This window comes from Faecalicatena contorta (genome assembly GCF_021531995.1).
GTDB lineage: Bacteria > Bacillota > Clostridia > Lachnospirales > Lachnospiraceae > Dorea_A > Dorea_A contorta_A.
Window position 1 is genome coordinate 1 of sequence record NZ_JAFBIZ010000084.1, and the last position, 14210, is coordinate 14210.

10 protein-coding genes are annotated in these 14210 nt (G+C 43.7%); 8 read left to right on the forward strand and 2 right to left on the reverse strand.

Features of this window, described 5'->3' with window-relative positions:
- Positions 1–344: 344 nt before the first annotated feature.
- On the reverse strand, positions 345–1805 hold the full coding sequence (locus JQM82_RS11110; RefSeq protein WP_235250398.1) for a hypothetical protein: 1461 nt from the start codon (positions 1803–1805) through the stop codon (positions 345–347).
- 299 nt (positions 1806–2104) lie between these two features.
- On the opposite strand from JQM82_RS11110, the gene JQM82_RS11115 reads away from it, so the two are divergent.
- Genes JQM82_RS11115 through JQM82_RS11150 form a run of 8 tightly spaced genes read left to right on the forward strand, consistent with a single transcriptional unit; the run spans position 2105 to position 13210 of the window.
- Positions 2105–2806, forward strand: coding sequence for a LytR/AlgR family response regulator transcription factor (locus tag JQM82_RS11115; RefSeq protein WP_235250399.1), 702 nt, complete (start codon positions 2105–2107; stop codon positions 2804–2806).
- Positions 2807–2866: 60 nt separating this feature from the next.
- A complete protein-coding gene (locus tag JQM82_RS11120) occupies positions 2867–5905 on the forward strand; it encodes a S8 family serine peptidase (RefSeq protein WP_235250400.1) in 3039 nt (1012 codons plus the stop codon).
- A 42-nt stretch (positions 5906–5947) separates the two neighbouring features.
- Positions 5948–6694, forward strand: coding sequence for a PP2C family protein-serine/threonine phosphatase (locus JQM82_RS11125; RefSeq protein WP_235250401.1), 747 nt, complete (start codon positions 5948–5950; stop codon positions 6692–6694).
- Between the two features lie 25 nt (positions 6695–6719).
- Positions 6720–9380: a protein kinase domain-containing protein gene (locus JQM82_RS11130; protein WP_235250403.1), complete on the forward strand. Its 2661-nt coding sequence runs from the start codon at positions 6720–6722 to the stop codon at positions 9378–9380.
- 17 nt (positions 9381–9397) lie between these two features.
- A complete protein-coding gene (locus JQM82_RS11135; RefSeq protein ID WP_235250405.1) occupies positions 9398–9982 on the forward strand; it encodes an FHA domain-containing protein in 585 nt (194 codons plus the stop codon).
- Positions 9964–11706, forward strand: a complete 1743-nt coding sequence (locus JQM82_RS11140) for an FHA domain-containing protein (RefSeq protein WP_235250407.1) — start codon at positions 9964–9966, stop codon at positions 11704–11706. Before JQM82_RS11135 ends, JQM82_RS11140 begins: the two co-directional genes overlap by 19 nt.
- The gene (locus JQM82_RS11145; protein WP_235250408.1) at positions 11703–12566 is read left to right on the forward strand and encodes a PP2C family protein-serine/threonine phosphatase; all 864 of its coding nucleotides are present in this window, start codon (positions 11703–11705) and stop codon (positions 12564–12566) included. Before JQM82_RS11140 ends, JQM82_RS11145 begins: the two co-directional genes overlap by 4 nt.
- Positions 12567–12586: 20 nt before the next feature.
- Positions 12587–13210: an FHA domain-containing protein gene (locus JQM82_RS11150; RefSeq protein ID WP_235250409.1), complete on the forward strand. Its 624-nt coding sequence runs from the start codon at positions 12587–12589 to the stop codon at positions 13208–13210.
- A 93-nt stretch (positions 13211–13303) separates the two neighbouring features.
- Here JQM82_RS11150 and JQM82_RS11155 read toward each other — a convergent pair whose 3' ends face one another.
- Positions 13304–13999 carry an FHA domain-containing protein gene (locus tag JQM82_RS11155; RefSeq protein WP_235250410.1) on the reverse strand — a complete coding sequence of 232 codons (696 nt, stop codon included), beginning with the start codon at positions 13997–13999 and terminating at the stop codon, positions 13304–13306.
- Positions 14000–14210 lie beyond the last annotated feature (211 nt).

The following is a 14210-nucleotide window of genomic DNA, read 5'->3' on the forward strand; positions in this document are numbered from 1 at the left end:
AGTGATAATATTAAGATATCAAATAACAGATGTGAATTGTAAGACAAACGCGAGTTGTAAACGTTCAATTGTTATTTGTTTCATAATATATCACATGTCAGATGTTATGAAAGACTTCCGGGAAGAAAAAAGTATAGGATACTCAGTACTGGAAGGGCGAAGTTTATGAAAGGAAGGTACAGACCACCAAGAACGTAAGCTTTATCATTAAAAAATCTGAGAAAGAGGTAAAAAGATGACAGAACCAGTAAAGTAGGGGCGGGTATCAATGAGAATGATTGATATCCGCTTTTACTTTGTGTAATCCCCTCCAGAACTTCGGAAAGAAGTAGCGGAGGGTTTCTTTATATTGTGGAGCAGTATTCTATTAATTCATCTAAGATATTCAAAGTGTCTTCTTTGGAATATACATACTCACTGGCAGGCAGGCTTACGATAAAATCGAAAAATGCCTTACTGATCATAGGCTCTATGATATGCAGATTGGAATGATAAGCTCTTTCTTCAAACATCAGAGTTGTGAATATGTGAATTCCCTTATCCGGGCTGATCGTAAATGTCAGATACTCCGGTATCCGGAACCTGGAAGGATTCACGATCAGGCCGGTAATACTTCCATCGGCAATATCGGCTTTTAATGATTGAATTATGGCCAGCCTTTCTTCTTTCGTACACTTTTGTACAAATTCTTTAGGCATATCGCAGAATGTTCCCGTTTCGCAAAAGGTCCGGAGACCTTCATAAGTGAACACCGTATAATAATTACCTTTCAGATTACGAAGAATCTGAAAGCGTTGATCTGCCGCCTCCACGAGTGGCTGATAAAAAGGCAGTTCTTTTGGGACCTTCTTTGCAATAAATTCCCGGGTATAAAATTTACCGAAACAGGGCTGAGCCATGACGGAATAGTATCCGTCTAAAGTCGAGTAATCGATATACTGCTTAAGAATATCAAAGGGATCTGTGCTGCAGGTCAGGAGTGGTTCACACTCTTCCATTGTGTCTATGGTAGACTGGCGATAGTATTGAATCAGTTCCTGATTGTTATATATTACAGCAGTCTTCATGTCTGGTGAAAGGCACAGAAGATAGTCGCTTACCAGGATAAAATAAGGCAAAGGATCACTATAGTATGAAACTGTGGAATGATCATAATAAAAGTATGGGTGATAATGATTGTCTGCAACCAGACATAGAGGAAGCAGCCATTCAAGCAATTTTAAGCCATATCTGGCAGAAGTCTCCATATTTTTCCGGTAGGGAAAAGGAACGATATGATACATATCAATAAAGACTTCCTCCTGCTGGTATAAACGGAACATGTATTTGTTCAGAAAAGTCTCTTCCAGAGAAAAATTCAGGTATATACATGGGAGGTTCTGATGCCGGACCTCCTGATCCAGTATATATTTTATGATATCAGTTACTGCCAGTTCTCCATGGAACATCTGCCCGTCGCGGGGGGCGGAAAGTGACTTGAACCATAAAGTTTTCTGCTTCTGCGTTAATGCAGATACAGGAATTTCTGCGAGGGCCTGGAAAATATCTGTAATAATCTGTCTGGATTCAAAAAGATCCTCTCCCTGCAGGAGCATGGAATGGTAGCAGAGGAGATTCTTCTTCTCTTCTGGAGAAAGGCACAACGTGAGAGCAAGTTTTTCTACAGAAGTATATGCCAGTGTTCGTTCATCAGTCAGTGCCTTATGGATAGAAGTTCGCTCGACACCTGACATTCGCGACAGCTGGGCAATGGATTGCTGATTTCGATCAATGAGATATTTTAAGTAATTACTGAATTTGGACATATGGTACCTCCAAACATGAATGATAATGTTGTGATTATTATATCATGTCGATAAGAAAGCTGTGACAAAATGAAATTTCCAATTTTTACAAATATTTAAGGAATTCTGACATTGGAAAAAACGCAATGGAAGCTTCAGTATAATAAAAATATCATAGTTGCAACAGTATTCAGATATGAAGGTGATATGACAAAGTGTGACAAGAATTGCGCACAATATGTCACATACTTTGTCACAGGTTTCGGAAAAGAAAAATCCCTTTTATACTTTTCGTAAAGGAAGATGTATGAGGTGGGAAAATGATTAACATAGCAATATGTGATCAAAAGTATGAAAATCGCCGCGAGACGGCAGATCTCGTGACAAGGTTATTATTTGGTGAAACAGAAGTACAGTTTCTGTTTTATAAGACGGGAATCCAGATCATGAATGATATCCTGAATCAGAGGTTTCGGGCAGATCTTCTGTTTATCGATGTTCTGCTTCCGGGTGTTGATGGAATGAGGGTTGTGGATTTTCTGCGGAAACAGAATCTGAAGACGGATGTGATCTTTCTGACAGAGGCGGCGGAATGGGCGGCTGAAGGGTATCGGTATCACGCATTTGATTATCTGATCAAACCGGTGTCTTTGAAGCGCTTTGAAATGACGATGCAGAGATACATAGAAGAACATCTGTATGCAACAGCAGATTTTCTGAATGTCAATATCCGGGGATGCAGTCAGAAGGTTCAGCTTCAGAGAGTGCTTTTCTTCGAGAGCAATGAACGAAAGATCACTGCTGTAATGATGGATGAAGAGATTACGTTTTATCAGAAGATGAGTAAGCTTGCAGATAGTCTGAACCATACCTCTTTTATCCGCTGTCATCAGAGTTATATTGTCAATACTGACTATATCTCGTCGGTCACCGCAACTGGAATTCTTCTGATGAATAAGAAAAAGATTCCGATCAGTAAGCGGTATTCCAAAGCGGTAAGAGAATATGTACTGAATCTGTAGATGCAGGCAGAAGAATCTGGAAAGAATAGAAAAATATGTGGTTATAAGAGGGAACATGAGATGAGCAGTCGGAGAATAAAAGGAGTCATCAGTGCATTGGCAGTTGGGTGTACCGGATATCTTCTGGTGTCTGGTTTGATGATTGCACCATCAAAGGAAGAAGCTCTGCAGGCATATCGGTACGAAAAGGATCAGGAGGTAACATACGTTTCCAGAACAGATGCAGAGCATATCCGGGAAAACGGTATTATTTCTTATGCTGATAATGAGTTGATTGTGCAGCTCGCAGGAGACACTTCAGAGGAGGAGGCTTCACAGCTTGCGAAGAAAAACGGAGCAGAACTGTCAGGATTTATCAGTCCTACAGATACCTGTCAGTGGAAGCTTTCGGATTCCTGTGATCTGGAAGAACTGAATATGTATGCAGATGAGATTACAGAGCTGACGGAGGTAGCGTATGCTTCTGTAAATTATATTCTGGAATATCAGGCCCAGGATATGTCAACCAGTGAATCCGGAAAATGGAAAAAGAAGGAGTATCACTGGGGATACGAGGATATCCATGCAGATCAGGTGTGGGAATACGTCGATCAGATGAACAGTCCGATCAATATTGGAATCTCTGATATGGGATTTCAGACACACGATGATCTGGATTATACGATTGTGAGACAGGGGGATATGTCGTCGCAGGGCATCGTGGAGATAGTTCTGGACAAGATGAAAGAGATGCTCTTGACAGACAGACTCGAGAAATTATTAACTTCTCAGCCTATGGATAAGGATGCCCAGCATGGAACGCATGTGACCGGAATTGCGGCAGCCGTCTGCAATAACAAAAAAGGAATTGCAGGAGTGTATCCGGATCCGACCGGACAGGGAGAAGTTCTGGCATATGCTCAGTTATATGAGGACGGGACTTATATCTCCACAATTCAGGATATGGATGATGTTGCCCGGATGCTGCTCAATGATACAAAAGTGATCAATATGAGTCTTGGGGTTGGTGATGAAGCATGTTACAGCGCATATAAAGAGCATGATTCTTCCGTGCAGAAAAGTCATGCAGAAGAGTATCTTAAGAATTGTGCAGAAGTGTGGGGGGATTATCTGGGAAGGTTCATCGATGATGATTATGAATTCCTGCTCGTGAATTCCTCAGGAAATGCGTCCAATCATTCACAGGGAAATGGACAGGGTAAGCTTTATGAAGCAATTGATGCACCGGAAGGAAAGGAACAGTATCAGATAGTCAATAAAGGCGGTGAAGGCGCAGTTATCGATGCGGAGTATAGTTATCCGCTGCTCTATCTGAATAATGAAAAGGTAAAGGAACGGATCATCTGTGTCGGTGCATATGGCAAAGACCATCTTCTGACCCGGTTTTCGAATATGAGCCAGCGTGTAGATATCCTGGCGCCCGGATATGATATCTATAGTACCTGCAATGAGTCTCTGATGAGTAAAAGCGGAACTTCTATGGCGGCACCTTATGTGACAGGGGCGGTGGCATGCATCTGGTCTCTGGATGACAGACTGACTGCTTCGGAAGTCAGAAAGCTTCTTTTACAGGAAATGTATGATGCCAATCCGGAAATGATTCTTGATGTAGATACCAATATTAAAAAACCGATGCTGAATCTGGAGACTTCCATGAGCCAGGCGGAAAGATATATAGAAGAACACCGGGAGGAACTGGAAGATCGAACCTCGAATCATGGAATTCCGATGACTGTTATTGCAAAGATCAAAGACATCGGTGTCAGACCGGAATTGAAGGGACATACGAGAGAACAGATGATGGAAGAACTGGAACAATATGCCCAAAGTGTCATGATAGAGGATGCAGTGATTACCATTACGAATGAAGACGGAGAGGTTGTATATGATCATAGAGAACTGCTGCAAAAGTCTGGTAAGGTAAGTGAAAGTTCCAGAGATAATAATCTGATTAATTTTTTTCTCTCAGAGGGAGACTACACAGTGACTGTGGAGGCGGAAGGATATGAGCCGGTGACGGTGGAGCATATGAATCCCCAAAAGGCATATCCGGAAAACCACTATCCGATGGTATATGAGATTATTGGAATGACCATGTGGGAATTCGAACTGGAGCCGATCGTAGATACGGACTTATATGCTGATGTACAGTGGTGGAGGAAAAAAGAGGAAGATGATACAGATCAGTTTACAGAATATCTGGAAGAAGAACTGATTCCAAAGTACGGTGTCATGGCGACAGAGGAGATCATAAAGATGCCGGGATATATGGATGCAGTGTGGCTGGAACCGGAAGACCTGCAGGGAATACTGGCAGTAAAGATCGATGATTATGACAGTGATAAACGAACGGAGATGCTGCTTGTCCGGTCTTCCTGTGAAGAGATGGATCGGGAGGAGCTGATGAAAACAGAGGATCAGGGAGGCGGCACGAGGATCTTTCTTGAAATGTATGAATATAATAGTCAGACCAGGCGGGTGGAGTGTTCGGATAGCGTTGAACTTGTGCCCTGTGGAAAATATCGTTCCATGTCTGACAGAGTCCATACCGGGATATTCACATATTCGAATGATGGAACGAAGTATATTGGAATCGACAGCTATTATTATATGGAGGCAGGAATTACAACCGTATCGCTGTATCAATATCAGAATCGGGCGTTTGAGTACGTAATGGGAGCCTGCAGACAGCGTCTTGGAAGCGGTTATGAATCTGTCAGTGAGACGGATTATGAGCCGGAAGCGGGTGAGATCACCATGGGAACGACGACGTGGACCGGAGATGGCGGCGCCTGGAAAATGGCAGGAGATTACGATGCGGCAGGAAAGACAGAAGAGAATGCAGAAGTCAGGGAAAACATTCAGAAGCTGGATGCGATCTATGCGGAACTTTTGAAAAAATATGGACTGTCGGCAAATGATATCAGACTGTCCTGGGATAACCAGGAATGGGATGCAAGAACGGCAGGTATCTATACTTCTGAGGAAGGGGATCTGTCAGTAATGGCTTCTATGGCGACTTGTTATGTCTATCGGGATATGAGGGAGTATCATCTGTTCCGGGAGGATCCTGCGGGCAGTCTGGATGCGTATCGATAAAAAACAAAAAAGAAAGATGAGATATAAGGCGGGAGAAGGACATTGACTTACAGTACATTTAGTGAAATTGGAGATCGAATCGAAAATGAAGATAGTGTCGGAGTACATATTGGAAAAAAGTATCAGGCTTTTTTTTTGGCTGACGGCCTTGGCGGCCATGGAAGCGGAAAAGAGGCTTCCGAGAGTGTAATCCGGCACGGGATAGAGCTTATGGAGACGATGGAAAACAATCCGGAGTCAGAAAAAACAATCGATGTAAATCTATATCTGGCACAGATGTTTACGGAGGGACACGAGATCCTGAAGGCTAAGCAGAAAGAAGAAGGGAATCTGCAGTCCATGCGTACGACATTCACTGTGTTTCTGACAGACGGGAAGAATGGCTGGCTTGCACATATCGGGGATTCCAGAATCTATGTATTTGAACGCGGAGAATACAAGTTTCGTACGCTGGATCACAGTGTTCCACAGATTCTGGCACTTGCAGGAGAGATTACAGATGGTGAGATTCGTCATCATCCGGATCGGAATCGTCTGCTTCGCTGTATGGGGGACACGGCAGATACAATCAAATATGAGATTCATGATCCGATTCCAATACGAAAGGGAACCGCCATCCTGATGTGCAGCGATGGATTCTGGGAAGCCGTGACGGAAGAGCAGATGCTTGGGACACTTTGGAGCTCCGGAAATGTAAAGAACTGGCTCTGCCGTATGAAAAAGAAAGTAGAGAAGGGAAAGAAAAAGAGAGAACAGGATAACTATTCAGCGATAGGAATCTGGTTCTGAATACCTGAGAAAGAGAGTAAGCAATATGAGAGATCCGGAATTATTATGTCTGGGATGCATGGAAATGCTGAATCATCCCGGAGAAACGTGTGAGAAATGTGGCTTTGACAGAACAGAATATGAAGAACAGAGAAATGTCCACACACTGCCATCCTATACAATCCTTGCGGGCAAGTATCTGCTGGGACGGGTACTTGGCGAGGGAGGATTTGGTATTACCTATATTGCCTGGGATCTGAACCGGGAATGCAGGGTTGCAGTGAAAGAATATTTTCCGAGTGGTCTTGCAACCCGTGATACCAGACTGGGAGATGGGGAAGCACTTACCATACTGCCGGGTGAGAAAACGTCTTATTATCAGATGGGACTTAAGAACTTTGCAGAAGAAGGAAAGAACCTGGCAAGATTCCAGGATCTTCCGGGAATCGTCTCTGTGCGGGATTTCTTCCAGGATAACCGGACGGCTTATATCGTTATGGATTATGTGGAAGGTATGAACCTGAAGCAGTATCTGCGGAAGTATTATGAGCAGAACGGAGAGCATACTCCAATGGAAGAGGAGAAGATTCTTAAGATGATGTGTCCGGTGCTTCAGGCACTGACCGAGATCCATAAGGCGGGAATGATCCACCGGGATATCAGTCCGGAAAATATTATCTGTGGAAGTGACGGAAAGATTACATTGATCGATTTTGGAGCGGCAAGGGTTGCGACGGGAACGGAGACAAAGAGCCTGACGATCATGCTGAAGCATGGGTATGCGCCGGAAGAGCAGTACCGGACCCATGGAAAGCAGGGACCCTGGACGGATATCTATGCAATCTGTGCCACGATATATCAGATGGCATCCGGATATCTGCCGATTGAATCTGTGGAGCGTTTATATGAAGATGAGTTAAAGCCTTTAAAGCGATTGAATTTGGAAGTATCGGAAAAATTCTCAGATGTGATTGAAAAAGGAATGGCAGTCAGAGGAGAAAACCGATACCAGTCGGTGGAAGAAATCTACAGGGAATTATATCCACAGCAAAATATAAAGGCGGAACCGGAGATGACGGAACCGGAGAAACCACAGCTTCTTTATCAGGAGGAATCGAAGCGGTCATGGGAAATGATAGAAAAGCAGGAAGAAGAGAAAAGAGATATTGAAAAGCCGAAAGGAAAAGTAAAAAAATCAAAAAGAATCTGGAAAATTGTCGGCGTGATCCTGCTGTTGTTTATTGCTTTTATTTTTCTGACTGAAAAAATGGGAATTTTCCGTACCTATCGATATCATGAAAATTTTGAAACCGCATCGCTGGAGAAGTATTTAAGTTTTGACCAGTACAATGAAGAGAACCCATTGTTCCTTACCAGAGAGGAATTAGAAAAACTGCCGGTTGAGAAATGGGCAGGTGACGAACAGAAGCTTTTGGACGAAGCGGTTGACATGTCAGAGGTGAGCATACCGGATTTTTCCGATTTATTAGCTTCATCCTATACTGGTACAACGAATCTTCCCAGACCAGAAGAGATTGTTCCGATCATAGAGGAAGATGGACAATATGGATTTATGGACAGTGGAGGAAATACGTATACACTGGCGGCATATGAAGAATCAGAGGAGTTGTTTGAATCTGCTGATTATTTTGGAGACAGATATCAGATTGATATGCAACAAGACGAATATGGCACGGTGAGTGTAACGGATAAATCAGGTCATGAGATTATGAGGAATGCGAATGGATCGATCTGGTTTGATAATCAGAAATATCTGTTTGGATTAACGGACTTTTCTTTGTATGAAAGTGATGGGGAATTTTCTTATTGGAATAAATATGGATATTTTTATAAGATAGATTCACGTTCCTCAAAGTCAAAGGATTTTAGTGCTGGAAAGATCTCAGATCATGGATTGATCGCCATTGAATGTAACGGAAAGTGCGGTTATGTGAATGTACAGGGGGAGGTTGTAATTCCATTGCAATACGGTGCGGCAAAAGAATTTTCAGAGGGGCTGGCGCCGGTAGAATTCAGGGTGGAGTATTCCGCATCTGAGACGGGATCAAGATATTATGCAAAATGGGGATACATCAATGAACAGGGAGAGATTGTGATACCGCCGGTGTTTGATGAAGCGGAACCGTTTGTAAACGGGCTGGCGTCGATAGAGTTTGATGTCTATGACTCAGCAAAGAGCAGAAGCAGAGTAATATGTGGCTTTATCGATAAGGAAGGAAATATTATCGGTGCCTATGATCAGAACAGTATGCAGCTGGATGAATTTTTCAAAAGCGAGACATTTCACTGTTACATGGGACAAGATGGGTATTGTACAGAGGAGGGAAAAGCAGTGATTGGGGCAGCAGAAGTTATCGATGAGGAAATCCATGCACAATATACGATCGTGGATATCCGGGGGTCGGATAATATTGCGCTGGAAGAAGGCCTTGTTGCCGGCACGTTTGGAAAGACTGGACTGATCCCATGTGTCGATTATCAAGATGTAAATGCAGTTATGAAAAATGGAGGGACAGAAGAAGAGGTGATGAATGCCCTGGTTTCTTTTTATTATATAGACAAGCAAGGATATGTGGTAACACCTGTTATGACAATGTCATGCGAAGAGTTTGACGATTTTACATGGTATTTTCAAGATATGTATTATGGAAAAAATGCAGAAATGCAGTCGGATAAGGAATTCTGAAAGGAGAAAGTACAGGAATGGCAATTAAAAAGTGTGAACACGGACATTTCTTCGATCATGGAAAATATGAAACCTGCCCTTTTTGCAGGAAAGAGCAGCCGGAACCCCCGGATTTTCGAAGCCAGGTGACGGTTTCCGCTTACCAGATGACGGGAGAAGGTTCCGAAGACCGGGAGACGGTCTGGTTACAGAATGCCGTGACACAGACAGACAATGAGGATGCCAGAACCATTGGAATCTATTCGAAGTTCACCGGTAATGATTTTGTGACGGGGTGGCTGGTATGTACAAAGGGAAAGGAAAGAGGAAGAGACTACCAGCTCCATTACGGCTTTAACCGTATTGGCCGGGGACTTCTGATGGATGTCTGTATTCTGGAGGATGACATGATCTCCCGGAATGCTCATTGCAGTGTGGTCTACGAGCATCACAAGAATGAATTCGCTCTTGTACCGGAGCATGGGTGTCTGACTTATTATCAGGGGGAGGTCCTGAGAGATCCGGTGAAGATGAAAAGCGGTGAACGGTTCGTGATCGGAGAAACGGAACTGGAATTCATTGCATTTTGCAGAGAGGAGATTCGATGGGAAGAAGAAAGTTAAGAAGGATTCCGGTCTTATTGGCATTGATCTGTGGATTGCTCGCAGTGGTACTTCCTTCCGGAAAAAGCTTTGCAGCGGATAACAGTCTTTCTCTGGAACAGGTATATGTCTGCCTTCCGCAGGTGCGGATCTATGTGAATGGAACTGAGAATTACGGAGAACCGGATCCGGAACAGATTGAGGTATACCGGGGTGAAGAAAAGTTAACGCTTACCGGGATTCAGAAATATGCAGAGCTGGATGAAGGTATGGTCTATTATGTATTGCTTGATATCTCCGGATCCATCTGGGATGCCTATTTTGCCGATATCAAAGCGGCATTGCAGACATTTTACGGCGAGCTGTCAGAAAAAGACCGTATGGCATTGATCACATTCGGGGAATCGGTGACGGTACAGCTGACCGGGGAGGAGAATGCAGAGGAAGCATCGACGAAGATTGCAGCTCTTCAAAATACCGATGACCAGACACTTCTGTTCGAAGCATTGACGCGGGCCGGAGATATGGCGTCTGCTTTATCCGGTCAGGAGTATCAGCGAAAGGCGGTAATTGTAATCAGTGACGGTGAGGATATTGCAAAAGGCAAGTCTACGAAGGACGAGGCATTGAAGGAACTGAAGTCGCAGGGCCTGCCGGTCTATGCGATGGCGGTGGATTATGAGGATGGACAGATCGTGGACAGTTTTGGTGAGTTTGCAAGGAATACCGGAGGAGCTTTACAGATTGTTGGAGCGGGAGAGACCCTTAATGGATTGCATGCGATTCAAAATCGTATGATGAACAGCGATGTGCTGATGCTGGAAAGCGCAGATAACAGTGCCAGTCAATCAATGGAAACGCTGACGGTACAGTTTCATCAGTGGAATTTGACGAAGACGATAGAAGCAGGATTCTATGACTGGCAGGCAGATGAAGAAGCGCCGCAGATGACAGAGGTGTCACAGGATGGAGCGCATAAATTAATCGTAACATTCAGTGAACCGGTATCCGGCGGGGAAAATGCTTCGAATTATCAGCTGAAGGATCAGGAGGACGGAACAATCTATACTCCTGTATCCATAGAAGAAGGAGAGAACAACTGTAAGATCCTGACGTTTGAACAGGAATTTTATACCGGAGATTATTCTCTGAAGACGGTCAATATTACGGACGTATCTATGGAGAAAAACCAGGTGCGGGAAGAAAAGGAGATCTCTTTGGAAGGAAAGAAAAAGGATGGAAAAGCAGTGATTTTTTTGCGAAATCACGGCTATCTGATTGCGGCAGCTATGGTCCTTTTCTTTCTGGCGGTATTCTTTCTGATCTATCGAAAGATCAGGAAGAATCAGGGAGTCGTGATTGTGGATGATAAGATGACGATGGTATCCAACGTAGATGTCAGACGGCATGTGGCTATGGAACAGAAAAAAAGGAGCGGTGTTATTCTGACATTTACTATGCATACGAAGGGAAGATATCCGGCCAGGATGGAAGTGCCGCTCTTCGACAGTCTGATTGCAGGCCGGTCGGACATCTGTGATGTGTATTTTGATGATGAACAGATGTCCAGACAACACTTTGCCCTGGAATATGAAGAAGGAGTCATCTCGATCATGGATCTGGATACGACCAACGGAACGATGGTCAACGGAGTCCGCATCCAGAGTAAGCGCAGGCTTGAAAAGAAGGATACGATCTGTGCCGGAACCGTGGAGATGACCATAGATTGGAGGGAAAGTGATTGACAGAGACGAAACAGCTTCAGACGACCGTACAGATATATCCCGGCGAGACGCTGCCTGCACATATACAGATATCGGCGGCGACCATTCGGGGAACCAGAAAATATCAGGAAGACTGTATCCGATACCTGGGAACGCCGACGGGAATTCTGGGAGTGGTGTGCGACGGCATGGGTGGCAAGGCAAAAGGGGAGCTTGCGAGCGTGTGTGCCATGGATACGCTGCTGGATTATTATCAGGAGGAGCCGAAGCCACTGAAGAATATCCGGCGATTTTTCGAACAGGCAATCTCTCTGATGGATCGGAAGGTGGCAAGACTTCAGGATGAAGATGGAAACTATCTGGACAGCGGAACGACCGTGGTGTCAGTTCTGGTGGAAGAAAACCGGATGCATTTCATGTCGGTGGGAGATAGTAAGATCTATCTGATTCGGAGAGGAGTAATTCGGTCACTGACCAGAGAACACAATTACAAATTGCTGCTGGAGGAGTCTCTGCAGGAGTATGCAATCACTTACGAAGAGTATGAAAAAGGGCTGGAAAAAGGAGAGGCGCTGATCAGTTATCTTGGAATGAATGGAATTCAGGTAATGGATATCAGTTCAAAACCGCTTTTTCTGGAAGAAGGAGATGTCATCTTACTGTGCAGTGACGGCCTGTATAAAGCTCTTACGGAGGAACAGATTGCCAATATTGTAGAGGCTTGCGAAGAGAACTTTACAGAGACCGCAGGAGTGATCATACAGATGATATTGAATTATGTGCCTCATGCTCTGGATAATACTTCTGTTCTGTGTTTGAAATACGCAGATAATAATTCAGTTTGTGATACACCGGAGAATAAAGAAGAAAATAAAGTATAAGAAATACAGGAGGGAAGAAAATGAAACTTCAAAAATGTAAAAACGGACACTTTTATGACACCGACAAATATACACAATGTCCGCATTGCGAAAAAAGTGCAGGTGGAATGCAGGATATGGTTACAGAAGCTTTGAATCCTGCGGATCCCATTCATACGGAGATGCTGACAGAAGCACCGGTACAACAGCCACAGCCGGAAAAAGAACCGGTATACCAGAAAGCACCTGTATTTGAGGTGAAAAGCGAAGAAAATCACACAGTAGGATATTATTCCAGAGTCATCGGGACAGAGCCGGTGGTAGGATGGCTGGTATGCACCGAAGGGGAATATTTTGGGGAAAGCTTTAAGTTGAAATCCGGAAGAAACTTTATTGGACGTTCCTCCGGCATGGATGTTGTATTGAGTGCAGATATGAGTGTATCCAGAAGTAAACATGCGATCATTGTCTACGAGCCGAGAAAACGGATGTTTATCGCACAGCCGGGAGAATCCAGAGAATTATTCTATCTGAATGATGATGTGGTTCTTTCAAATGTGGAAATGCAGGCATACGATGTAATCACCATCGGAACTACGAAACTGATGCTGATTCCGTGTTGTGGAGAAAGATTCAGTTGGGATGATGTGAAAAAAGAATCATAAGCAGCAGAGGAAAATGAATGGGATGCTGTCTTGACACATCTGCGGATGAATGTCGGGCAGCATCCCTGTTTTATAATCATATTTACATGCAAACTAATAATTGAATGTCCAAAGGTTTCGTGCCTTACACTGCGGACAGATCTTTGCGCGGCGGTCCTTGTTCAGCCGAATGATGATCACTATGATCAGATAGATAAAACCGGCACCCCAGAAAAACAGGAAAAGCAGAAAGATTATGATGTGGTGCGGCAACAGCAGGGACTCCACCTTCCAGGCGCCCACATAACCACAATGCGTACACTTAGGAACCGGGTGATAAGTGTTACCTGTCGGATTAGTATCAGGAGCAGGAGTATTTACCTTCGGTTCTCTTCTGGGTAACGGAATTACAGGCGGTACAGACAGTTGCTCCGTTTTTTGCGAATCATCCTCAGCTTTCTGTAATTCAAACACCTGAACTTCCTTTCCAAAGAAGATGGAAGAATTGCAGGGGAGTGGGGTTGGCGCCTCTTTGGTAAGACGTGATCCATTCTCAAGATAGACCCCATTACTGGAATGATCGGTGACAATATAATTATCGTTACTTTCGGAATAGGTAATGGTACAATGCAGTCTGCTGATTCCCGGATCCGAAAGTACAATATTGGATATTTCAGGATTCTTTCCGATAGATATTGTGTCTCCGGCTTTCAGTGGAAATGCAACGCCTGCATATTCCCCCTGTCTGCAGTAGATGGATAATTCAGGATTTCTGTCGGATGAATTCTGTTTTTTGAAAAAATCAGCCATTGATATATCTCCTTTGTGATTCTTTATTATTCGCTTCCTTTATAGGACAATGAAGATTTCTAATATGAAGTCAGTATATCAGAAAGGAATCCTAGAGAGCGAGGATTGCAGATTTTGGGAGATGTTTTGTCAAAAATATATTTTTTATGCATATATCTTTTGCTGAAAAACGAGAAAAATTATCGATAACAATCCTATATAACCTATTTAC

What these genes read in the sequence shown, in the direction of transcription:
- JQM82_RS11140 (WP_235250407.1), top strand. Translation starts at nt 9,964, where the DNA reads ATGGGAAGAAGAAAGTTAAGAAGGATTCCGGTCTTATTGGCATTGATC.
- JQM82_RS11130 (WP_235250403.1), top strand. Translation starts at nt 6,720, where the DNA reads ATGAGAGATCCGGAATTATTATGTCTGGGATGCATGGAAATGCTGAAT.
- JQM82_RS11110 (WP_235250398.1), bottom strand. Translation starts at nt 1,805, where the DNA reads ATGTCCAAATTCAGTAATTACTTAAAATATCTCATTGATCGAAATCAG.
- JQM82_RS11135 (WP_235250405.1), top strand. Translation starts at nt 9,398, where the DNA reads ATGGCAATTAAAAAGTGTGAACACGGACATTTCTTCGATCATGGAAAA.
- JQM82_RS11115 (WP_235250399.1), top strand. Translation starts at nt 2,105, where the DNA reads ATGATTAACATAGCAATATGTGATCAAAAGTATGAAAATCGCCGCGAG.
- JQM82_RS11150 (WP_235250409.1), top strand. Translation starts at nt 12,587, where the DNA reads ATGAAACTTCAAAAATGTAAAAACGGACACTTTTATGACACCGACAAA.
- JQM82_RS11120 (WP_235250400.1), top strand. Translation starts at nt 2,867, where the DNA reads ATGAGCAGTCGGAGAATAAAAGGAGTCATCAGTGCATTGGCAGTTGGG.
- JQM82_RS11155 (WP_235250410.1), bottom strand. Translation starts at nt 13,999, where the DNA reads ATGGCTGATTTTTTCAAAAAACAGAATTCATCCGACAGAAATCCTGAA.